The sequence below is a fragment of the Kaistella sp. genome (assembly GCF_041824135.1).
Classification (GTDB): domain Bacteria; phylum Bacteroidota; class Bacteroidia; order Flavobacteriales; family Weeksellaceae; genus Kaistella.
Genome location: NZ_JBGZYM010000009.1, coordinates 1 through 24301 on the forward strand (window position 1 = coordinate 1; position 24301 = coordinate 24301).

The 24301-nt window shown below is 37.3% G+C and carries 19 protein-coding genes; 1 reads left to right on the forward strand and 18 read right to left on the reverse strand.

What is annotated here, in order from left to right; genetic code table 11:
• On the forward strand, positions 1 to 2076 hold a 2076-nt coding region (locus ACEYOS_RS00670), incomplete at its 5' end, for a M4 family metallopeptidase (RefSeq protein WP_373781405.1).
• 394 nt (positions 2077 to 2470) lie between these two features.
• Here ACEYOS_RS00670 and ACEYOS_RS00675 read toward each other — a convergent pair.
• The 18 genes from ACEYOS_RS00675 to ACEYOS_RS00760 all read right to left on the reverse strand — a co-directional run bounded on the left by ACEYOS_RS00675 (position 2471) and on the right by ACEYOS_RS00760 (position 22858).
• Positions 2471 to 3634 carry a glycosyltransferase family 4 protein gene (locus ACEYOS_RS00675; protein ID WP_373747996.1) on the reverse strand — a complete coding sequence of 388 codons (1164 nt, stop codon included), beginning with the start codon at positions 3632 to 3634 and terminating at the stop codon, positions 2471 to 2473.
• Between the two features lie 30 nt (positions 3635 to 3664).
• Positions 3665 to 4759 (reverse strand): hypothetical protein, encoded by a 1095-nt coding sequence (locus ACEYOS_RS00680; protein ID WP_373707508.1) that lies wholly within the window; start codon positions 4757 to 4759, stop codon positions 3665 to 3667.
• 7 nt (positions 4760 to 4766) lie between these two features.
• Entirely contained in the window at positions 4767 to 5924 is a 1158-nt protein-coding gene (locus ACEYOS_RS00685; protein WP_373707507.1) for a hypothetical protein, read from the reverse strand.
• Positions 5914 to 6951, reverse strand: coding sequence for an acyltransferase family protein (locus ACEYOS_RS00690; RefSeq protein ID WP_373707506.1), 1038 nt, complete (start codon positions 6949 to 6951; stop codon positions 5914 to 5916). The genes ACEYOS_RS00685 and ACEYOS_RS00690 overlap by 11 nt, the downstream gene beginning before the upstream one ends.
• Positions 6952 to 6956: 5 nt before the next feature.
• Positions 6957 to 8018 (reverse strand): glycosyltransferase family 4 protein, encoded by a 1062-nt coding sequence (locus ACEYOS_RS00695; protein WP_373707505.1) that lies wholly within the window; start codon positions 8016 to 8018, stop codon positions 6957 to 6959.
• A gap of 27 nt (positions 8019 to 8045) precedes the next feature.
• Positions 8046 to 9230, reverse strand: a complete 1185-nt coding sequence (locus ACEYOS_RS00700) for a glycosyltransferase (protein ID WP_373707504.1) — start codon at positions 9228 to 9230, stop codon at positions 8046 to 8048.
• A complete protein-coding gene (locus tag ACEYOS_RS00705) occupies positions 9227 to 10345 on the reverse strand; it encodes a glycosyltransferase family 4 protein (RefSeq protein WP_373707503.1) in 1119 nt (372 codons plus the stop codon). The genes ACEYOS_RS00700 and ACEYOS_RS00705 overlap by 4 nt, the downstream gene beginning before the upstream one ends.
• Positions 10338 to 11405 (reverse strand): glycosyltransferase, encoded by a 1068-nt coding sequence (locus ACEYOS_RS00710; protein ID WP_373707502.1) that lies wholly within the window; start codon positions 11403 to 11405, stop codon positions 10338 to 10340. Before ACEYOS_RS00710 ends, ACEYOS_RS00705 begins: the two co-directional genes overlap by 8 nt.
• A complete protein-coding gene (locus tag ACEYOS_RS00715) occupies positions 11402 to 12343 on the reverse strand; it encodes a glycosyltransferase family 2 protein (RefSeq protein ID WP_373707501.1) in 942 nt (313 codons plus the stop codon). The genes ACEYOS_RS00710 and ACEYOS_RS00715 overlap by 4 nt, the downstream gene beginning before the upstream one ends.
• Positions 12344 to 12350: 7 nt before the next feature.
• On the reverse strand, positions 12351 to 13250 hold the full coding sequence (locus ACEYOS_RS00720) for a glycosyltransferase family 2 protein (protein ID WP_373707500.1): 900 nt from the start codon (positions 13248 to 13250) through the stop codon (positions 12351 to 12353).
• The gene (locus tag ACEYOS_RS00725; protein ID WP_373707499.1) at positions 13243 to 14418 is read right to left on the reverse strand and encodes a polysaccharide pyruvyl transferase family protein; all 1176 of its coding nucleotides are present in this window, start codon (positions 14416 to 14418) and stop codon (positions 13243 to 13245) included. The genes ACEYOS_RS00720 and ACEYOS_RS00725 overlap by 8 nt, the downstream gene beginning before the upstream one ends.
• A 104-nt stretch (positions 14419 to 14522) precedes the next feature.
• Entirely contained in the window at positions 14523 to 15539 is a 1017-nt protein-coding gene (locus tag ACEYOS_RS00730; protein ID WP_373707498.1) for a glycosyltransferase family 2 protein, read from the reverse strand.
• Positions 15536 to 16684 (reverse strand): polysaccharide pyruvyl transferase family protein, encoded by a 1149-nt coding sequence (locus ACEYOS_RS00735; RefSeq protein ID WP_373707497.1) that lies wholly within the window; start codon positions 16682 to 16684, stop codon positions 15536 to 15538. Before ACEYOS_RS00735 ends, ACEYOS_RS00730 begins: the two co-directional genes overlap by 4 nt.
• Positions 16681 to 17679: an acyltransferase gene (locus ACEYOS_RS00740; protein ID WP_373707496.1), complete on the reverse strand. Its 999-nt coding sequence runs from the start codon at positions 17677 to 17679 to the stop codon at positions 16681 to 16683. Before ACEYOS_RS00740 ends, ACEYOS_RS00735 begins: the two co-directional genes overlap by 4 nt.
• Positions 17680 to 17714: 35 nt before the next feature.
• Positions 17715 to 18719 carry a nitroreductase family protein gene (locus tag ACEYOS_RS00745; protein ID WP_373707495.1) on the reverse strand — a complete coding sequence of 335 codons (1005 nt, stop codon included), beginning with the start codon at positions 18717 to 18719 and terminating at the stop codon, positions 17715 to 17717.
• The gene (locus tag ACEYOS_RS00750) at positions 18716 to 20230 is read right to left on the reverse strand and encodes an MATE family efflux transporter (protein ID WP_373707494.1); all 1515 of its coding nucleotides are present in this window, start codon (positions 20228 to 20230) and stop codon (positions 18716 to 18718) included. The genes ACEYOS_RS00745 and ACEYOS_RS00750 overlap by 4 nt, the downstream gene beginning before the upstream one ends.
• A gap of 70 nt (positions 20231 to 20300) precedes the next feature.
• The gene (locus ACEYOS_RS00755; protein ID WP_373781406.1) at positions 20301 to 21467 is read right to left on the reverse strand and encodes a nucleotide sugar dehydrogenase; all 1167 of its coding nucleotides are present in this window, start codon (positions 21465 to 21467) and stop codon (positions 20301 to 20303) included.
• A gap of 2 nt (positions 21468 to 21469) precedes the next feature.
• Positions 21470 to 22858, reverse strand: coding sequence for a nucleotide sugar dehydrogenase (locus ACEYOS_RS00760; protein WP_373707492.1), 1389 nt, complete (start codon positions 22856 to 22858; stop codon positions 21470 to 21472).
• Positions 22859 to 24301 lie beyond the last annotated feature (1443 nt).

Consider the following 24301-nt stretch of genomic DNA (forward strand, 5'->3'; position numbering starts at 1 on the left):
GGAATTACCAATTCCACAGCTCCTTTAGAGATTCGAAAAAACAATCTTTTAATCTTCCCTAAAAATCTGGTACAAGGTGGACAGGTCATCTCTTATCTGGCTTATGAAGTGGAAGTGACCAACAAAAGTGATGTTCGGGAGTTTCTGTTCATCGACGCGCAGACGGGAGAACTGGTCGAGCAATTTACTGGAATTCACCCGATTGACCGTAAACTGTATGAGAAAAACACCAACGCCGCAAATTTAAAATGGAAAGAAGGCGATGCTTTGCCCGGAACCCTTGATCAATGGCAACAGAGTGAGGTGATCACGTCAGAGCACGTGTACAATTTCTTCAAGAACGCCTTTAATTATATTTCTTTTAATAATGCAGATGCCACCATGATCACGGTGAATAATGATCCTGGCATCAGCTGTCCGAATGCCAACTGGAACGGTGTCACTGCCAATTACTGTACCGGTACCGCTTCTGATGATGTAGTGGCGCACGAGTGGGGACATGCTTACACGGAATATACGAGTGGTTTGATTTACCAATACCAGTCGGGTGCCCTCAATGAATCCTACTCTGATGTGTGGGGAGAAACCATCGATCTGTTAAACGGTTACGATGATGTTGGAGAAAATTTAGACGTGAGAACGGGCACCACCTGTTCCGGTACGCAACGTTGGAAAATGGGCGAGAAAGCTACTGCTTTCGGCAGTCCGATCCGCGATATGTGGAACCCGAACTGTAATAATAATCCGGGCAGTGTTTTAGATACTTCATATTACTATTGTGGCACGGGAGATTCTGGTGGCGTACACCGTAATTCAGGAGTGACGAACCACTTGTACGCTTTATTGGTGGACGGTGGAACGTATAACGGTTATACCATTACGGGAATTGGATTTGTTAAAGCAGCTCATCTATGGTGGAGAGCACAGAACAATTATCTGACTCCAACCAGCGATTTCGCGGTTTTTGCAGATGCGTTAGAAGCTTCAGCAGCTGATTTAATGGATATTAATCTGCAAGGCTTGTCAACGAGCAATGTTCCGGCCGGATTGAGTGGACAATCCTGGGCAGCCAGCGATATTGAAAATCTTCAAAATGCAATTTTAGCAGTACAGATCAGACTGTCGCCCAATACACAATGTAATTATCTTCCTATTTTGAAAGCGACCCCAGAATTGTGCTCGACCGCTGTTTCAGGTGCTTTGTTCAGTGAAACCTGGGAAAATGGTTTAGGAAACTGGACCGTGAATAACGTGCCAACCAATCCTGGATCCTGGGAAAACAGAAACTGGGTGGTTAAAAGTGCTTTGCCAAAAGGAAGAACCGGTAAAGCTATTTTCGGTGCCGATCCTGTTAATGGAAACTGTACCACCAGTATGCAAAATGGAATTCTTCGTTTAGAAAGTCCACTGATTACCTTCCCAACTTTTACCGCAGGGAAATACGAAATGGCCTTTAATCATTATGTTGCAACTGAGGCGACGTGGGATGGTGGAAATATCAAGTACAGCTTAAATGGTGGCGCCTGGACCATTCTACCGAAAAGCGCTTTCAGTCAAAATGGCTATAACCGCAACTTAGATGGCACGTCCAATAACGACAATCCACTGAAAGGACAGCCTGCCTTCAGCGGAACCGATGGTGGTTCACTGGGTGGAAGCTGGGGACAGAGTGTGATCGATCTGTCCAAGATCGGCGTCAACTCGGGAGCGAATATCAAGTTCCGTTTCGAGATGGGAACGGATGGATGTAACGGTAACGACGGTTGGTATGTAGATGAGATCTACGTTTATAATTGTGATAACCCAGTATTGGCTGTGGATAATTCGTCGATGAAAAACGGGTTGCAGGTATTCCCGAATCCAACTTCGGGATTGCTAACTATTCAAAACAACAAGCAGTTGAAATTGAATACCGCGCAGGTTTATTCGATGACGGGACAGTTGGTGAAAAGTTTTAAACTGGATCCGACGTCTAAGAATACGACGATCGATTTAACGTCTTTTGTAAAAGGAACGTATATCGTAAAAGTGAATTCTGATACAGAAAGTACGAATGTTAAAGTGATGAAGAAGTAAAAGTCTTCTCTTTTATTTAAAAAATGATCCGGAAGAGAAAACTTTTCCGGATTTTTTTTGTGGATAAAAAAAGAAGATCCAAGAGGGGCAATTGTGATTGTGAATGGTGAATTGTGAATTGTGAATTGCGAATTGTGAATTGTGAATTGTGAATTTAATAAATATAACCACAAAGGCACAAAACGGTGTACTTAAGAGAAAAGTGATGATGGCAGGACTGAAATTTGGTTCACGCAGATGAAACCACCGCGTCCTTCTGCAAGCAGAATGATACCCCGTCACAGGAGGGGAAGATAAACGCACCTGTCGGTGTGCAGGCGGAATTATACCCGTTAAGTAGAAGTTAAAAGTTGGTTTTTACAAGTATACAGAAACACCAATAATTGAGTAAAGCTTAAGTATTACCGTCGCCCGTTACCAATCGGTATTCTGCAAGAAGTGCTTCCCACAGCATTTTTTGTTCGTAGGGTTCGACACTTTTTCGGGAGGTTTCTTTCAGATGAGCATACAGTAAAGGCTCGATCAGTAAACGTTCCATTGCCTGCTGCAAGGCTGACTCATCCTTTACCGGCACAATGATACCATTGTGTTCCTGGGTGATAATTTCACTGCATCCACTGATATTGGTGACAATGGCAGGAACTTCCATAGCCAAACTCTGCAGGACCACATTCGGGAACCCTTCGCGGTAACTCGGAAAAACAAGTGCATCACTAATGGCAAAATAAGGTCTTACATCATCTTTAAAACCGACGGTTAAAATATCATGATTGGCTTCGATTTCTTTGGTGGTTTCCTTTTTTAAGGGATCAAGTGCTTTTTCCAGATTACCTACCAGTAATAACTTTAAATTTCGTCCCGTATTCTTGTCATTTAGTTTTTTGAAAGCACAGACCAATTCATTGATGCCTTTATCACCCACCAGTCGGCCGACAAAAATATACACAAAATCTTCAGGTAGAATTCCTAATTTGCTTCGCAATTTAGAAAGCTTTTCTCCTGAGATTTGATCTCTACCAAAGAAAGAAGTATCGATCCCGTTGCTGCTCCCCTGCCCCAGTACTTTTAATTTATCAGAGACACAAAATTGTTCGCGCAGGATCACATTATGAAGTTCAAATGAATTGGGGTACACATTCGTGGCGAAACGATAGGTTAACCGCTCGACTCCATTCAGCAATTTTCTGCGCATTCCCACCGCTTCCATTAAAGGAAGTCCGGCTACGGTATGAAAACGGTAAGGCACGCCGGCCAGCCACCCCGCCATCATGCCGACTATTCCTGCTTTTGGAGTATGGCTATGGACCATTTCAGGTTTTTGACGACGCAGAAATAAATAGAGATACCACACCGAAACAAGATCTTTGAAGGGAGAGATTTTGCGCGTCATATCTACATGATGATTTTTAACCCCATATTTACGGGCAATCCGTTTCAGTTCCTTACGGTCTGATGAAACTGCCGTTACCTCATAAAACTGATTGATAAACGTCAGCTGGTTTCCCAACAATTTATCGAGGGAAACAGGAACAGTGGTGATGCGGATGAGCTTTTTCAAAGGGTTTTATGACTGGTACGAAAAATTAATTCAGGTTTCTCTCTGAGTGTTTGTTTTAAATTGAATGGTCGAGGTTTGTGCCAGCACTTTCACCGTAAAAATATAGATAAAAGGCATTGCCATTATCTTAGTGCGTGCAATTAAGCCGTAATTGGCGTAAGCGTAAACATACATCACGCCCATTAAGAGTACTGCAAAAATCGTAAAAATTTCAGAGAAATCCCATTTAATTTTTTTTAAATTAGTAAGCACCCCATAAAGCACTGCCAGACTTAATAACAACAAAACGAAATTTTCGAAACTCCAGACCTGATACAACCATCCTGTTTTCTCGAAGGGCAGAGGTCTAAAGTAAAAAGTAAACATTTTATAAGGTAAGCAATATTCATCTAAAGGGACATAGGCCGATGTTTTTTTAAGACCTTTAATATGGTATTGATAAACATGTAGGATCCTTTCCCAGGGATTTGTTTTGATGAAAGCAATTTTCCTGATCATCCAATACAAGCCTGCCAATATGATTACGGTAATCAGGCTCAATTTGATCAGGTTTTTTCGGGTTAAATTTCCTTTCCCAATAAATGCAATCAGAAATGCGAGCAACAGGACAACCCCTACATGAGGACGAATGAGCGCAACCAATAAAAAAGACAAGACGAAAGTTGGGGATCTGAAATCCTGAGTCCGTATTTTGTCGGCCATTAAGACCAGAGGGACGAACAGAATGGACTCTTTGCCTATAAAAGAAGTCCACAGGTGAAGATTGGGCAATAACAAAAGTACTACTCCTGCAAAGAAAGACGTTTGATGATCTCTAGTAATCGATACAACGATCTGCCACAATTTATAAAATCCTATATAACTAAAAATACTAAAGATCACAAAGCCAACCAAAAAAGGCAGCTGCAGATATTTGACGAGTGGAAAAGTGATCAGTTTAATAAGTTCCGTGCCGGGTTGGAAAAAAGAGAACCAGGATTGTTGAGACAGGTCTTGCCCAACGAACCAATATCGTAAAGCATCACCATTATTTTTAGTGACATATTCCCAAGCCACATAGGCAAAAAGCAGATGATAACAGAAAAGAAAGACAGGGAAGTGTTTTTTGAAAATAGAAAGTTTCATAGACCATCTATATTTTGCGGATCAATTTTCTTTCCTGTTCGTAAGAGAAGATCCAAAGCATGTAAATTAAAAGGCCAGGTAAAAACATATTCCTCATGCGGATCATAATGCCCACATTTCCCAATGACTGGGAAAAAGCCAAAGTTCCGACAATAAGAAAGAACACCAGTCCTTTGATTACAAAAGGTGCCGCTTTAAAAGCCTGCAAGGGTTTACTCCGCATTGCTTTCAGAAAGACAATTACCAACACTAAATTTTCGAGCGACGCGATCAAACCATTGATATTTCTTACATCGAAGAAAAAAGGGCGAAACCAGAAAGTCAGCACTTTTAAAGGAAAGGGGTAGGAAGATATATCAATGGCGGAACCGGTGGAAGCTCGACTGAGTACGGCGGCTTTCCCTTCGGCAAATTTATCAAAGCTTTCTGCAGAGGCATCTTCAATTTTTGCAAACTCCAGTACGGAAGGTAAAATGGCCAGACCAATTCCCAAAAGAACGGTTGAAAAAGCCACCCTTTGAAAAACAGATATTTTACCGCCTAAAATATACGCCAGCCCAAAACCAACCATCAGAAAAAGGACAATATGGGGGCGGATGGCCAAGGCCAATAAAACACTCAAAACTAAGAGCGGACTTCGAATGATCGGTTTCATTACTCCGTACGTAAACATGCCAATACACAAGAATAAGGTAGTATCCTTGCCTACGCCGGCACTCCAAAAGTGTAAATTAGGCAGGAAAAACAGTGCTGGAAAAAGGATATAACCATGCAGTCTTTTATTATACTTCACTGTTTTTACCACGACCAGATAAAAGAAGGTGATCCCCATAAAACCAAAGAGTGAAAATACCAGGGTATTGGACAGATACGACATGTTCAGCAAATTGGAGAAGAGAAAATTAAAGGCATACATGAACATGGTTCCTTCGCCGTCAAAAAGACCTTCTTTAAAAGTCTCAAAGGTATAGGCCTTTGGTACGCGCCAATATCCTACAGCATCCCCTAAAATAAAATAGCAATAGTATACGCCTAAAAATAAGTGGAAAAATAATAAATTCCTTAACATCCGATGATCTCTTTCGGAAAGGTCCTTATTAAAAAGTTGGATAAACCCCAATCCTAAAAGAACAATAATCGGAATGTAAAATAAATCAAGCAACATACTTTTCAAATTTATTTTTGAGGAAAGACATGAGATGCTTTTCAAAAATTAAGTAATAAAAATAACCAACTAAACAGCACAAAAATATAACAATAAACAGTTCCAACAATAAAACAATTTGATGATCAGCAGCCGGCATCACCCGAACCAACATACTTTGTAGCGGATTATGCAACAAATAAAGTGAGTAACTTGAATTACCCAAGATCATCCAGACATTTTTTTCCGGTATTTTCTTTGTAAAATATTTAATTCCGAAATAGACGAAACCTGCAGCCGAAAGGGCGAAAAGAAGATTTAATGAAAAAGGAAATAAGTTGATTCCAGCATATTTCAAATAAAGAAAAATAAGAAAAAGCGCGACAGGGAAAATTACGAGCCATTTACGATCTGATTTCAAAAGGTTCATTTTAATCAAATATGCCACCAATACTCCCATAATAAATTCAAGGTTATAAAGATTAAAAATGAGTTTAAGGAATGGGTTTTCGAATATTACGTGAGAAAGGCTTGTTCCAATAATACCCAAAAGCCAAACAATTAAAATAAAATACCACAGTTTTTTTGAGAAAAAATTTAGACTGTACATCAAGTAGAAAAACATTTCAAAAACGAGGGTCCACGCAACAGAAAGAGCAGGATTTCCATCAGGAATTAAAAATACAGACGTGAGTAAACTCATGGACCGTTCGGAATTACTGGAACCCGGAAATAGAAAGTAAAGGAGAATCATGGCGAACGAAATCGGGAGATAAGGCACATAAATTCTTATAACTCTATTAAAAGTATATTTTTTTAAATAAGCAGTTTGACCCCTATAGTTATAAGTTGTATAAGCAATAATAAATCCCGAAAGCACGAAGAAGAAATCTACGCCCAGCTTCCCAACAGAAGCAATAAACGCTAATGCAGCATTATCCAATTTAAGATAATAAGCAAAAGACCCGTACGTGTGATGAATCACTACTAATAAAGAAGCAATTCCCCTGTAAATTTGGAGAATGTCGAAATATCTTTTTTGTTCCATTGCTGCTATCTATTTTCTTGCTGCAGGATTTCCACCCATTTTTTAAAAGTTGCCTGAAGTGAAAACGTCTTTTCTACGTCTTGCCTTCCTTTCTGTCCCATTCTATTCCTTTCCTCTTTGTGTGTTTTTAAATAGTTTATTTTTTCCAGCCATTCTTCTTCGGTCTGGACTAAAAATCCATTTTCACCCTCCACTATAACCTCTTTGTTCATGCCAACGGGTGAAGCAAGGGCGGGAATTCCGCATGCAAAATACTGAATAATTTTATAAGAACACTTCCCTTTTTCCCAAAGAGAATCCTGCAACGGCATGATGCCCACATCAAAGTGACGAATATGATCCACTTCGGTTTCCTCCGTCCAGGGAATATATTTTACCTTTTTTCCCAGATTTATATCGTCCGTAATGCCCACAATATGGAATTCAACTGCTTCCTCTTCCTGAAGTTTCAGGATCCAGTGCCGGTGGGGCAACAGATGTTTTTCAAAAGTACTTTTGGTACCGATCCACCCAATGACAAATTTTTCTGATTGTTCTTTTATTCTTAAAGGATAACGTTCAAGATCAATTACAGTTGGTATAACCTCTACTTTTGCAGCACCGGCCTTTTTAGCGCGGTCTGCCAGATACTGATTCCCTGCCACCACCGTTCCGCTGAAACGCATCACATTGGCAATTTTATTTCCTAGAAATTTTTTAATAATGGGATTTGAACTTTGGTCATAATTATGAAAAATCGCATCATCATAATCTACAATGTATTGGATTCCCAACAGTTTTAACATCCATTCCGCCAATGCAGGCAGAAAAGGAAAAATCTCTTTTTCGATGACTACTCTGTCATAACTGAATACTGAAAAAAGCACCCCTACCCTTTTTACATAAGACTTTATAACAGCACTGATATTTTTTTTTCCTGCATAAAAATCTTTCAGGTACGCATCGTCAAAGAAGGGTTTTACGGTCACCTGCATCCCCGCCTTTTCCAAATAAGGAAAATATTGATAGCTGCGCATTCTGCTGCTGCCCGCCAGCCTCGTGTATTTGGTAAGGTAAAGGATTTTCATTGAGGGGTGATGGTTGGTGGTTGATGGTTAGTTTTTGATTGCTTTGAGGTAGGATTCCGCAGCTGCTTCCAAAGAAAAATAATACTGTGCTTTCTGAGCGATATTGTTTCTATTGGCAAATATAGCTTTTTCTACAAAATTTTTGATCTGCTCTATCTGTGGCAGCAAACCGATGGAATGATCGTAAAGGTAACATTCTTCAAAATTCTCCAAAATCTTCTCCGTGTCGCCAATGCCCTTGCTGGCAATCACGGGGAGTCCGCAGAGCAGATACTCACCTAATTTTATGGGTGCTACCCCCTTCATACTGAAGGTGGGTTTTCTGAGGCCGAATACTACATCACCGCCGTTTAGGTAAAACGACACCTTTTCCGAAGGCACCGAATTTAAGATAACGTGTGGTTTCAGCGCCAAGGGGATATTTTGTTCCGCAAATGCTGTATTTCCGGTCAGGATGAGAAACTTTGCCGCCCGCTTTTCGGCGTATGCATGGAATATTTCCAACATTTCAGTCAGGCAGTATTGCGGTCCCAAAGAGCCGGCATACACAAACAGCAATTCGTCTTTCAACCCCAATTCCTGCCTTACTTCTTCTCTTAAATGTGGCCGATAAGCAAATACATTCTTGTCTCTCCCATTAAAAATCACAGAAAACTTTGATCGGTAGGATTCGCCGATATGGGCTGTATGGATGTCTATTGCTTTCTGCGATCTGGTAATGACGGCATCTGCTAACTTCAGCATTTTTGTCTCTGCCGACTTCATCAGTTTATACTGAAAGGATTCTTTTTTGAGTCCTGCAAAATCAATCCGTTCTTCGATGGGTAAACCGTCTGCATCGAAAATGAGTTTAAAGTTTTTGTTGTTGATTTGATTCACGATCATCGCGGGGAAGGTACTTCTTGGCATTACGATGTGAATGTTATTTTCTCGGATGTATTTTTTGATTTTGGCTGAAGAGGTAAGCACCGTCAAAAGACTTCCTATGGCAACATTAGGTTTTCTAAGAACAGGCCAGGCCGTATAGGTGATTCCCATTTGATTTGCCGCTGCTTGGGTATGCGCGATTTTTTGTGCATCCGCCCAGGTGAACTGTACCACGTGGAATTGATAATCTCCCTGCTTAGCGACTTCCTGAAAAATAGGCATGAACAGTCCTTCCATATAGGAAGTCTGCGGGCCGTCCCAAGTGATGAAGAGGAGGTTTTTCATATCATTCTTTTTTCTATAAGCAACTCATTATACAGTGCTTCCACTTCCTTTACATATCTTTCTTCGGTGTAATTCTGAATGGCTCTTTGGTAGCCGGCTTCGCCCATTGTGGTGACGACTTCCGGATGATAGTAGAAATAGTGTATTTTTTCTGCCAGCTTTGGCGGGGTATTGGGAGGCACCAAAAAGCCGGTTTCTCCATTCACTACTACATTTTGCAACCCTCCGACTTGGGTTGCCAATACCGGAAGATGATGCAACATCGCTTCCGCTGCCACCAAACCAAAACCCTCTCTTTGAGAAGCAATGCAAAACAGGTCCATCAGGCGGTAATAAGGCGCGGTATCATATTGATAACCTGTAAAAATCACTTGGTCTTCAATGCCCAATTCCCGGGTTTTGTCTTTCAATAGTTGTTCATCTCTTCCCCCTCCAACGATCAATAGTTTTAAATGAGGCAAATCCAATTGTTTTACCGCTTCTAAAATATCGGTGATTTTTTTGTGGTCGTTGAACAACCGCCCCACGGTTCCCACTACAAAATCACTTTCCTTGATGGCATATTCAGCTTTTAAATCCAGAATTTCATGGGCTGAAACCGCTCTGGGTATTTCGACGCCATTATTGATGGTGATGACTTTTTTGGGAGATACTTTAGCTCTGTCGCGAAGATAATCGGCCACATTGGGAGCAATAGCAATAAATCGGTCTGCTGTCCAGGAAAAAAGGCGCAACAGAAAATCCGCTTTTGCACTTCTGTTTTGAGGATCTGAGGTTTCTTCCAAAATCACCACAGGAACCTTTTTGATAAACCCGTTGATGGCAGCCATGGTAACGCCTTCGTACACGGCTCCATGGATGATATGCGGTTGGAACTCATCGATGATTTTTTGAATTTTCCGATGTTTCTCCCAATGAAAAGGTCCATTAAAATCTCCGACTTCAATTATTTCTACTCCGTTTTCTTCAATCTGCTCTGCAATAGCACCACTCTTGAAAGTCCCTGCGAGTTTCATCTGAAAATTGCTTCCTTTGAATGCTTTAGCCAAAGAAAGACGTCGGCGCTCTACGCCACCGCCTGTAACGGTGGACATGATGTGTAATACTCTAATCATGGTGCAGTTGGTGATAAAAACGTTCTAAATTTTCAATATATTTCTCTACCGTAAATTCATTAATGACCTTGTCATAGCCCTTGCTTCCAATCTTCTTCAGGGATTCGGCATCTATTGCGATAATTTGGTTGAGTTTTGCCGTCAGTTCCGCTGTGTTTTTAGGATCGAAAAGCCAACCATTTTCGCCGTCTTTCACAAACTCCGGAATTCCGCCTACCCGAGAACACAACACCGGAATTTTCAAAAACATAGCTTCTGCTGCTGCAATCCCAAAACCTTCCGAAAAAGAAGGCAATACAAACAAATCAGCATTAGAAAGGTATTTGGAAGGTTCTGAAGTGAAACCGGTAAAGGTGATTTTAGAATCCATCTGTAATGTTGAAGTCAACGCTTCCAAATGATGGCGTTCTCTGCCATCGCCTACAATGGTCAAATGAGCATGAGTGTGATTGGAATGGGCGAAAGCATTAATTAAGGTTTCCACATTTTTCACGATTTCTAATCTTCCGACATACACGATTTCGAAATTCGGGCTCTCTTTTTTAGGAAATGGTGTTGGAATGCTTACCGGATTATAAATGACCTTTCCTTTGCTTTCCGGAATTTCTCCGATATTCACCAAATGATTTTTTACGGATTGCGAAACGCCAATCACTTGATCTGCCAAGCGGTAAACCCATCGAAAGACTTTTTGGGCAATAGAAGAATGATTGGGAATTCCGATTTCTTCTCCAATGACGGTTTTGACCCCGGCTAATTTTGCGGCAATAATCCCATGAAAGTTGGCTTCCGCTGCGGCGGTATGCACGATATCGGGCTTTACTTTTTTAATCAATTGATAGACCTTCCAGATATTGGAAATATTCTTAATGGCAAAAGGTTGGTTCAAAATGTGAACTTCAAATCCTCTTTTCCTTAGGGTTTCTTCAGCATTTCCTCCAAAACCTATGGCCGCAAAAACATAATGATGCTTCAACAATTCCGGTTGTTCCGTAAAACTCAAGTATTTTTTTTCTTGACCTCCGAAATCAAGCAGTGTAGTGAGGCGTAGGATTTTCATATATAAATTTTTCTTAAAAAGAATTTCAAATACAAGCGTAATAATCGGCTTGCTTTTTTATTGGACATGATTTTTTCTCCAATAGATAGAGGGAGATAATATGGAAGATGCAAAAAGAAATAATAGTGCCTATTATTATTTAAATTATCTTTTGCTTTTTGATGATGTTTTTTATTGAAATAATAGGGGTATAAGTTGAAATAAACGTATTTTGAAACAAAATGAGAGAACGCTTGGTTTTCACTTTGCCCCAACATACTTTTATAATACTCATTGATGGTACCCACTAAAGAATTTTCAACCACTCCTATGGTCGAAGTGGCCTGCTCGGAATCTTCATCAGAATAATACACTAAGGTGTTATTAATATAAAAAGCATTGCCACCACTTGCAACCGCCCTTAGCCATACATCGATATCTTCCCCTCTTTTTAAATTAGAATTAAAACCAAAATTTTCTTCAAAAAAATTTCTAGTTACGATCGTCGCTGATGTTAAAAAAAAGGTATTTCGAACTGCAGTTTTGAAGTAATTTTCAAACTTAAAATAATCTAAGCTATTTTTTGTTAATTTCAGTTCAGATTTGTTTCTTGTGTAATGTGATCCGATTATTTTTACATCAATTTCATTATTGATTATTTCAGCATTACACGTTAAATAAAAAGGGCTCCAGTAATCATCCGCATCCAAAAACGCAATATAATCATGGGTGGCTGCTGCGATTCCTATATTTCTTGCTGCTGAAACTCCGTGGTTTTCTTGTTGAATTAAATGGACTTTCCCCGAATATTTTTCTTCAATAAGCTGTGCAACATCATCTTGGGAACCATCATCTACCAAAATAATTTCAAAGTCTTGATAAGTTTGCGCCAATACCGCATCAATACACCTTTCGATGTATTTTCTTTTTTTGTAATAGGGGATGATTACTGAGAACATAAAAAATTTAGATGATTTGTTGTGTCTTATACGATTCTCTTATTTTTTTTATTGAAGATTTTGAGAAAATTGGATAAGTAAATAATTCGTACGCACCGGAAAAATTCCTTTTAAAAACCTGTTGTCCTGCATAACGGTACAAAGTGCTTACTGCTTTATTATATTCAACATTAACATTCATCATAATCTCAACTTTCTTGATTGAAAGTTTCTTTTTCTCGAACTCGGCACTCATTTTACCTGCTCTTTCCTCTCGTAGATGGTGTATAAAACAATTAGGTACAATAACACATTTTTTTTTATGAAATCTTAACCTGGAAAGAAAATTCGAATCTTCTCCGTAATGGAAAAAAGCAGACGAAAATAACCCTCCCATTTTCTTGACTGTTTCTATGCTGATTAACCAAGCTGCGGCATTTACAAATCCAATAGAATAATATTCTTTTGGATTGCCTAAAGACATATCTGAGATGTAATTAGGACAAGATCCTGCGGTAATATAATCTTCGAATTTCTTATCTAATTTTTCCGTGGTATCATTTAAATGCAGAGGTGAAACCACACCAATTGCACTATCTTTTTGGTAAATAGAAATCAGTTTTGCAACGGTATTGGGATAACTAATTGTATCTTGATTTAATAGATAAATGTAATCTGCATCTGCTTTTTTCGCCCATTCGTAACCGACATTATTTGCGCCAGAGAAGCCCAAATTTTTTGTTTGTGGCAAAATTTGAACTTTAGGGAAATTATTTTTGATAAAATCTACCGTGTTATCTGTAGAATTGTTATCAACTACTATTATTTCTATTTTAATGGTTTCTTCACTGATAGTTGAGAGACATTTTTCTATCCAACGCAACGCGTTGTAGGTTACGATGATACATACGACTTTTGGCTCATTCATTTGTTGGAAATATGCTTAATAAATTATGATAAATTAAATCTTTTTGTTGATCGGTATTTCGTTTTTCATTTTCAAATTGACTTTCAAAATTTAAGTACCTTTTTTCTAATTTACCAAAATCTGAGAAATTTCCAAAAAGTTCTTCTGCATTATCAAACCAAGTTTCTATATATTTTCTGAGTTTTCCTATTTTTTCTGGAAAAACAAAAAAAGGCCTGTTAAAAGTTTGAGCAGTTAAGACTCCGTGTAAACTTGTACCAATATAGATTTCAGATTCCTTAATAAGAAACATTGTTTCATAAAGATTTTCTGGGTGGTAATATTCCAATTCTGGAAATTTATTTTTAATTTGCTTCAAAATGATATCATCACCGTGATCTAAAGCTAGACCAATAGGACATAAAAGAACTTTTAAGTTTTGTTTCTCGGAAAAATTTTTCAACTTTAAAATAAAATCATCTAATTTTTCTGGTCCTTTTTTATCGCCTAATTGAAAAAATATGTAGTTCGTACTTGAAAGTTCAAGACACTCTTCACTAATAAATTTTTCAAATTCGTCAGTAATTAAATCTGATAAAATCAAAACAGAATCTGGCACCAAATGATTTGTGATGTTAAACTTATCAAATATACTTCTAGATCCTTTATCACGAATACTCAAATGTTTAACCTCATTAAAGTACTTTTGGTATTTTTTATTATTTCCTATCAATTTCATTGCACCTTGAGCACCAATTGAGTTATAATAAATTTTATTTTTATCAAATCTATTTCCGTCTAAAATAAACGGTCTGCTTGAGCTTTCAGAGAAATAAAAATATTTTTCTAATAATTCAAATTTATTAATTGGATATCTAAAATATTTGAAATGATGAATTTTATTCCAAAAACCGCTTACAAATCTTTGGATATTGAGCCAGCCTCCTCCCAAAACTTCACCACCTGCAATCACAATTTTGTAATTGTCCGAGTGTTTATTATTATTCTGAATTTCTGTAAAAGAGTATGTTGGCAAAGCGCCGAAACTTCTTAAATCTGATTTAATTATACCATAATTATAAAACTGAAAATTCTCTTCTCTATTTTCTAAGTATTTTTTTATAACTATTGGAAACAAAAGATCACCATAATTATTTCTATCTGAAGCGGCTAATATGTGTACTTTCATATTTTTATTAATTTCTTATTTCCATTCAACATTTTCTTTTACAACTCTAGCTGGATTTCCTGCTGCTAAACAATTTGCCAATGATTATATATATTTAGCTTTAACTATTTTCTTACTTTATTTACCAACTTATAATAGTTATACAAAACAAAATCTCCTTGAATGAATTCACATTTTATTATTAGTTTATACGCTAATTTTAGAACTGGATTTTTAATTTGATGCAAATAGAGTAATATAATAAAAAAATCATCTTTTTGAAGCATTTTCATTGCATTAATTCTATCAACCTTATCATATTTGTGAAAATAAATTGATTTCAAAAATTTCAGCAGGGTAGCAAATTGAACTTGCCCCAAACTTTTAAATTTTTTTTCAGAATTTTTGTGTAAATCTCCATATACTTCCGGATACTTCTCCTTCAAAACTTCCTTTAGAAGATTATACTGATAATAATATACTTCAGGTTTTTGAAACGTTGAAGTTAATGAATCACCTCTATTACAATATTCATAGTTATGTATTTGCTGAATACGTATTTTATTTGAATAGAATAGGTATTCTAAAAAGAATATTAAATCTTCAGCATGTGATGTTTGTTCTGGAAAAAGAATACTAAAATTATCTACTATTGACTTTTTATATAATTTGGAAGCCACAAATCCAAAATCAAAAATTCGCAATTCTTCAAATAAAAATACATTGTTGATTTCACGCATCAATATATGGTTACCACAATCAACTAATATTTCTTTATCTTTATTTATTCTCTTAAAACCTTGCATAACAGCATCTGTATCAGGATCAACCTGCCCTATTAACTCTGCTAAAAATTGCGGAAGTATTCGGTCGTCACTATCAACAAAAGTAATCCAATCTCCTTTTGATTTAGAAATGCCTAAATTCCTAGCTGAACTTACGCCTCCGTTCTCTTTATGAAAGACTTTTACTCTTGCATCTTCCAATGCGTATTCATCACAAATTTTTCCGCTTGAATCTGTTGAGCCATCGTTGATAAGCAAAAGCTCAAAATCGGTATACGACTGCTCAAGCACGGAATCAATACATGCTCTCAGGTATTGTTCGGAATTGTAAACGGGGATGATGACGGAAACAATCATTCTTCTAAATTATTTTTTAAAAAATTTACGGAATGTTCTTTCATTACATCCAACCTACTTTTCACTAAAGAAAAGTCTATATTTTCTTCCAACAAAGTCGGGTTCAAATCCTGCAAGGATTCGATAAGACGGTGTTCTAGACCTAATGGTCTCAAAAGCGATACAAATCTTGCTTTGCCTCGTTTTTTATTTGGTATTGTTACAAAAGGTTTCTCATAAATTATTGAAAATACAGTTCCATGAAAAGAATCTGTAACCACAAATTCGGCATCATCAAATGACTTCAACCACCTCTCAGCAGAAGGATATTGCATACTTTCAAACAGCTTGTTTTTCGATGCAAAATTCAACTTAGGAAAAATATAATAGACTTTATCATTAAAAAAATCTGAAACTTTATCAATAATAGACTTTTTATCTGCGGAACTATCGAGGATATATAAGAAAACACCATTTCCTTTAGGAAGATTTTTATTGCTGTATAATTGCCTGTATTCCTCCACGGATAGTAGCAGAGTAGGATCTAAAACATGCTCGGAATTAATATCTAAATAATTTTTGCATAAATCCACCCCCGAATCTTCCCGGACAGAAACGGCATCAAACTGCTGCACCAGCATTTTTACGGTTTCCGTTTCTTGTGTATTGTATTCCCAATCGGAGGTACCAAATGAAGATGCATATGCAATTTTTTTGGAGGTTGTTGGTTTGTGGTATAAAAAATCTAAAAAATAATGGTAAATATTGGGAGAATACCTAGGTCTCCACGTCTGATCACTCCCAACAATATAAGCATCAAAACTATTCTTCGTGAAGAAACGGTAAAACTTATTATCGGAATCTAAGCTTTCCGTTAAGCGAATATGTTCTTTGATAAACTTAAAATTATTTTGATAAACATCCATCCTTTCTTGGGCGGTTAAAAATTTCGGAAATTCTGAGAGTGGTTTTGCCCGCCGCAACCTTTTCATTTTGATATCGAACAGCAATAATCTCAATTTTGAATATTCTTTATTTTTTTGGCGATTAATCGTTATCGGGTCAAAACCCATCTTCTTTAAAACGATTTGTAACGCATAATTTTGAATAATCCCACCATAATTTTTACCCAATGGCTGCGTTAATATTGCTATTTTCTTTTTCATATCCCTAAATATTTTGAAGCAAGGTTTTTATTGATCATTCGTAAAGTAATGCAAATAAGATAAGATGATAAAATGGTTAAACTCCCTATGAGTAATTCTATGTAAAAACTGTTATAAGGTAATTTAAAATACAATACTAATTTAGTGATGAACATCAACACTAAAATATGCAGAAGATAAACTGCATAAGATACTTTTCCGAGATCATTGAATATTTTTGTTTTAGGAATTCTGTAGTTCAGCAAAAGAATGATAATACAAGCTGAATAAATAAAACTAGTCATTTTCACCGCAGAAACTGCATTGCCCACGCTGCCTAAAAGATTCCAACTCCAAAATGTTTCGATTATTGAAAGCCCAAGCGACACCAAAACCATCAAGAATACCAATGGTTTTGAAATATTGAGTTTGTGTACCCTAAGATACATTCCTAAAATAAAAAACATCACCCATGTAAAACCATTACCTGCATAAAGTATTAGCGGTATCGAATAGTGAGTAAAATATTGTATCGAGAAGATCATTGCACACGATATGATGCTAATAAGCACCGATAACCAGAGTAATTTTTGGCTTAAGTACTTCTGAAAAAAAGGGAGCAGTAAATAATACTGTATAATTAATCCCACATAATAAAAGATAGGAATCGTTTGAAATATAAGTAAATTGAGAAGTGTTTGAGCAATTGAAACCTCTTTCGTTTTTGCAATACCTATAAAAATATACAACATACTCCAGAGAAAGTACGGTAAATAAACTCTTGGAATTTGCTTCTTCAAAAAATGAAAATATTGCTCCTTATTCTGAATCTGCTTTTCTGCAAGGAAAAAACCTGACAAAGCAAGAAAAAGAGGCACCGAGAAGTTAATTATTTGTCTGAATATAATCTCTGCATTCAAGAATACAGCGTCTTGGTATTTTATGGTATGGATAAAAACCACCCCTATAATCGCAAGACCTCGCAAGCTGTCGTAGTATGTTATTCTTTCTTTCAAAATTTTATATGGTATGAATGTCCAATATTATTAATCTAATTAATTGTCAAAATTTCATCATAGTCTCTCCTTTTGGATAAACATACACTGAAATCATCGGTTGCAATTCCGATTGGAATCATGCAAATAATTTTTTCAGATTCTGGCAGTGTAACAAACTGTTGGAGTTTTTCTTCTTCGTCAATTCTTTTACCCCAATTGGCGGGACATGCTGCAATCTCATAAAAATGCAAAGCATATAATAAATTCATTAAAAAAAGTCCGCCATCAATATAAAACTGGTTTCTTTCGCCAATGGTATAATAGTAATTTCTGTCATTGGTAAGAATTAATAACTGAGATATTCCTTCGGTATATCCTTTCATTCCTCCTTGTATTTTCAGAATCTGATCGATTTTAATTTTATCTTCTACCAAATATACCCTGGAGGCTTGTCGGTTACAAACAGAAGGTGCTGTAGACGCAAGTTTTATGGCTTCTTCTATCAAGTTCTGGCTGATTTTTTCACCTGTGAAATTACGGATGCTTTTTCGGGATTTTGCGAATAAATCAAAAGGTTTGTCATTATTTTTATAAAACGCTTCTCTGTTGTATTTGATTATTCCTTCAAATTCTGTAGAATAATCTTCCGCTAAAATCTTTTTATAATTAAGATAATATTTTTCAGGGAAATAATCCTCAGTATTAAAATGTTGTTGTACATGCAATTCATAATATCTGCACATCACTTGATAGGCAACATTAATTTGCGATTTCTTAGCATTATTGATGACTTCTGGATCATTCAATAATTTATTTAATTGAGCAACTCTCGTCTTTCCAAAATTAGGTTTCATCTCAGAAAACAAAAAACCTTTTTCCAAAGAATGATATGCCAAAATAATTTGGGCTTCTTTATTTTCAAAACTTTCAGCATCAAAAACCGTTGAATATTTCTTATACAACTGTAAATCCTTATGAAAATTAGCGTACATTAACTTAAGTTGTGCTAAGTGTGCGTATCTATGATACCCTATAAACTTTTGAAATATTTTTTTCATTTCTTCTTAATAATTAATGATTTGATAAATGCAGTTTCCCTTTTTGTAAACCCCAAAAAATAAATAATAATCGCTGATACTGATAAAACAATGGCAGAGAGATAAACAAGTGAAAAAATAGAATCTGCCTTACCAACTTCTTTTTCTATAAAATAAAGGCTTCCTAAAATTATTACAGTACAAAAAATAATATTCAGCAATACATCTTTCATGAAACTTAAGGCGTTCAATTTCATAATTTTTTTCAAAAAATACAATCGGAAACCTAGAGATAAAAGATTAATGATTATAATTATCATAAAGATAATATTAGGATCTTTTGTCCATCTGAGTCCCAAATAAGACAAAGGAAAACACAGGAAAATTAGGGTTCCAATAATAATCTGATACCACTTAATATTCCCTGTGGCTTTGGCACCCATCATCAAAGGATTGGAAACTGTATCAATTAAAATCCCAACAATTGACAAGTATATAAACCCCAAAGTATAATCAGGATATTTTTTCAACCATAAAGAAAGGATATATTCTAAATTAAATACGATGGGTAAAGCAATTATCAGCATCAAATAATATGAAAATTTAGCACTTTCTTTCATTAAGAACAATGTTTTTTCTCTATCATTATTCGAATACGTTTTAACAATTTGCGGGTTTACTGCCACTTGAAAATTAGACACAAAAGAACTCACCACACCTTGAACCTGTGCAGTAATTCCATAGGCTGCATTCATTGTAGTCCCAAAAAAAATATTGAGCAATAAATTATTACCCTGTCCTCTCGCCACGCCTGCTACCTCACCAAAGAGATTCCATCCTGTGAACGCGAGCAGGGTTTTAAAATAATTTTTGTCGTAATAAAATTGGTAGCGACTTTCCGCAAAATGGGTTCGGCAGTAGATCCTGTAGATCATACGGATAATGAAAGAGGAGACAAATAAAAGTACGGAGTACAAAATCAGTTTATCATGCTCTATATTTATTAAAAGATAGAGAATCAGTAATTTAAATGCGATTTCTACAAAACTGATATAGGCATAAACATTAAAACGTTCGTGAGCCGTAATCAGTGCGTTATAAGGAACCTGAATAATATTGAAGAAAGATGAAAGCACCGAAAAGTGAAAAACAACATTGACTGCCGTCATCCGGTTCGTTGGAACATTCAGTTTATTATTAATATACCAAAGTCCAAATGTTTCCAAAACCAACACAATGATCAAAGCGATAGCAAAATGAATTGTAACCGCACTGCTGAAAGTTTTCCTTAACTGTTCGGTATCATTTTTTCCAAGATCAAAGGAAAGAAAACGCTGTGTTGCAGACGACATCGAAGCATTTAAAAACCCAAACATCGAAACAAAGCCTCCCACAATATTGTAAATACCATAATCTGATATTCCCAAAGTATTGAGAACGATACCCGCCGTAAAGAGCCCCACCCCCATATTGAGGAACATTCTCAGGTAAAGGAAGAGGGAGTTTTTGGCTATGTTTTTTGTAGAAGACATCTTGTCGTTATTTATTTAAGGCAGGGTTTACAATAGCGTCAATATGCCTGTTCTGTTCATTGGTTAAAAATCAATCATTCCCAAACAAATCCCTCGTATAAACCTTTTCTTCCACATCGGCGAGTTCGGGGGCTTTACGGTTGGAAATGATCACATCACATTCCTGTTTAAAACTTTCCAAATCTTTGGTGACGCGGGAACCAAAGAAGGTTTCTTCTTTCATTACGGGTTCGTACACCACCACTTCCACGCCTTTGGCTTTGATGCGCTTCATCACGCCCTGGATCGCTGAAGCCCGGAAATTGTCGGATCCGGATTTCATAATCAGGCGGTACACGCCCACTTTCTTGGGATTTCTCGCAAGCACCGAATCCGCGATAAAGTCTTTTCTGGTTCGGTTGGCATCCACTATGGCCTGAATGATATTGTTCGGCACACTGTCGTAATTGGCCAACAGCTGCTTGGTATCTTTAGGAAGGCAATAACCGCCGTATCCAAAAGACGGATTATTGTAATGCGAACCAATGCGGGGATCCAAACCTACGCCTTCGATAATCTGCCGGCTATCGAGCTGATGTGTCTGCGCATAACTGTCGAGTTCGTTGAAATACGCCACCCTCAATGCAAGATAGGTATTGGAGAACAATTTAATCGCTTCGGCTTCTGTGGAATGGGTGAATAACACCGGAATGTCTTTTTTGATCGCGCCCTCTTTGAGGAGTTCTGCAAAAACCTCTGCTCTTTGGCTCTGTTCGCCAATGATGATTCTTGAGGGATATAAATTATCATACAAGGCCTTCCCTTCCCGCAAGAATTCCGGGGAAAAGATAATGTTCTGAAAATCCAGTTTCTTTTTTAAATCTTCAGTAAAACCCACAGGCACCGTAGATTTTATAACAACCACGGCGGAGGGATTTATATTCTTGACGTCTAAAATGACAGACTCTACACTTTGGGTATTAAAATAATTCGTTTTCGAATCGTAATCAGTCGGCGTGGCAACAATGACGTAATCAGCATCTTTATAAGCATCAGCTCTGTCAAGTGTTGCTCTAAAGTTTAATTTCCTGTTTTCCAGAAAATCAGTAATTTCGGAATCATCTATGGGAGACTTTTTTTCATTCAGCATTTTTACTTTTTCAGGAATAATATCCAACGCCACCACTTCATGATGCTGCGCTAATAATACTGCATTAGAAAGTCCAACATAACCGGTTCCTACAATGGTAATTTTCATTGTTACAAACATTTATCAGATTCTTCCAAGATCCCTTTCACATCATAGATCACTCCGTTCTCCTTTAGGTAAAGGCTGAGGTCGAGGTCGAGGAATTCCTGGTGGGCCACTCCGAGGACGAGTCCATCGTATTTATTGATGGATGCCGGGTGCGGGGTGCTGGATGTTGAGGTTGAGGTTGAGGCTGAGGGTGAGGGTGAGGTTGAGGTTGAGGTTAAGGCTGAGGTCGAGCTAATACAGTCAAGACCATATTCGTGTTTCACTTCCGCCGGGTTTGCCCAGGGATCAAAGATGTCCACTTCCACGCCGTAATCCTTTAAAGCCGCAATGACATCCACGATCTTCGTGTTCCGGACATCAGGACAGTTTTCTTTAAAGGTAATGCCCAACATCAAAACTTTGGCACCGTTGACCGCGATGTTCTTTTTGATCATGGCTTTTACGACCTGGGAAGCGACGTAAGATCCCATAGAATCATTCAGCCTTCTGCCGGCTAAAATGATCTCGGGATGATAGCCATATTCCTGGGCTTTCTGCGCCAGATAATAGGGATCAACACCGATGCAGTGTCCGCCCACCAAACCGGGTTTGAAAGGTAAGAAGTTCCACTTGGTTCCGGCAGCTGCCAAAACATCGTGGGTATTGATGTCCATAAGGTTGAATATTTTCGCCAGCTCATTGACAAAGGCAATATTGATATCGCGCTGGGAGTTTTCAATGACCTTGGCAGCCTCGGCCACTTTAATGGTCGGCGCCAAATGCGTTCCGGCAATGATGACGGATTTATAAAGGTCATCGACCATTTTTCCAATCTCCGGCGTAGAACCCGCCGTGACTTTCAATATTTTTTCAACCGTATGTTCTTTATCGCCCGGATTGATCCGTTCGGGGGAATAGCCCGCAAAGAAATCCTCATTGAATTTCAAGCCGGATATTTTTTCCAGCACCGGAATACATTCTTCTTCCGTAGCACCCGGATAGACCGTTGATTCATAAATAACGATATCGCCTTTTTTTAAAACTTCACCTACGGTCTCACTGGCCTTGTAAAGCGGAGTAAGGTCGGGTTTGTTATTTTTGTCCACCGGCGTGGGAACGGTAATGATGTAAATATTAGCTTCCTTAATATCAGCAATATCTGAAGAGCAGTACAATCCAACTACCTGATCGATCGGGTGATCGGGTGATTGTGTTTTGAGGGGGTTGTCTTGAACCAAAGCAGATTTTAGAAGAGCTTCTTCGATCTCTAAAGTGAAATCATTTCCGGCATTAAGTTCACCGATTCTTTTTGTATTGATGTCAAAACCTACGACTGGATACTTGGTAGCGAAGAGTCGAGCCAAAGGCAAGCCTACGTATCCTAATCCTATTACCGCGATATTGTGTTGCATATTGTACTGATTTAGAGCATTGAACGTTGTTTATGGTATAATACAAACGCAGTTCATGGCAGTTTATGTTAACAGGGTGCAAAAGTACGGATAATTTAAGTTTTAAGTGGTTTTATGGAGAAAGGATTTTGAAGAGCGTTTTATTTTAGTGCAGGAGTCGCCATTAAAACAAAAGTTTTCTCTTACGTATATTTTTTATTTTAAATGAAGAGTTGGATGTACTGAGGTAGAATCTGATAATTTATGGCCTGTCTTTTTTGCGTCATGAAATTTATAATTTAAATGGAATTGTCTAGCTTTTTAGTAGAGGGAATTTTTCAAATATTTATCTATGGCACTTGTGTGAGATTTTTACTTTTTTTTGATTTACTAGGTCCGAGACATAGCGACAGGGCTTTTATGCATTATGGCTTTTATTTGGAAACAGATCTTGTAATTGCGAAGGAATTTGAATATGCCTCATTCTTTTAAATTTTTCATCTGAATCAGCGGATCTTTTCAAAGTTTTTCTTAATGCAGATAGCTCCGAAGTCGGTTTCACTCCAGGTGATTGGGCGGAGCCGAAATCATCGCCATGAAGAACTATTCTTCTTGGTTTACTGCAGTCTTGAAACTAGCGGATAATAATAAACTCCTTTTTTCTTACCCTTACTTTTTGTCTTGAAACAAAAAGTAACAAAAAGTTCAAGACCTGGATCTTTTTGCCTCATTCATTTTTTTATTTTTAATGGAATCGGCGAACCTCCTTTGTCGGTTTGCTAAAAAATTAAAATTTCTTCTAAGAAAATCTCCAAAACTTGGGCGGAAATGTAAAGTCCGCATCGACTCAAAGTTATTGCCGCCACTCAAACAGTGGAGATTTTTAGGTATTGCTTGTTGAGAAATTTGGATGCGAAGAAATTTCAATTTTTGCCTGCTATTTTTATATTCTTATTTGAATCGGCGAATCTCTTTGAGATTTCTTAACGCAAATAGCTCCGAAGTCGATTAAGAATGCTTTTATGAGATTGCCAGGAAAAGATCAGATTTTGTACTAGCGAAGAAAGCTTCCTCCTTTTTTATGCTGAGCTTGTCGAAGTAAGGGTTGGGGAAATGAAGCTTTATGGTGACAAGAAATTTAAACTTTTTAATACAAGAAGCTATGAAGCATTTTCAATTCATGGTGATTGAGCGGAGCCGAAATCACTGCCAATGAAGAACTTTTTTTAGTCTTACTTTTTGCTTCATCATTTATATTTTTCAAGGGAATCAGCGAACCATTTTCAATGGTTTGTCTTGAAACAAAAAGTAACAAAAAGTTCAAGACTGGATCTTTTTGCTAAAAAAGTTTCCATTGCGCTAAAAGATTTAAACTCGCGCGGATTGGAGACATGTTTGAATAATGAGATTTGTGCCGCGCTCAAACAAAAAATCTTTCTTAACGCTTCATTGCAACTTTTTGCC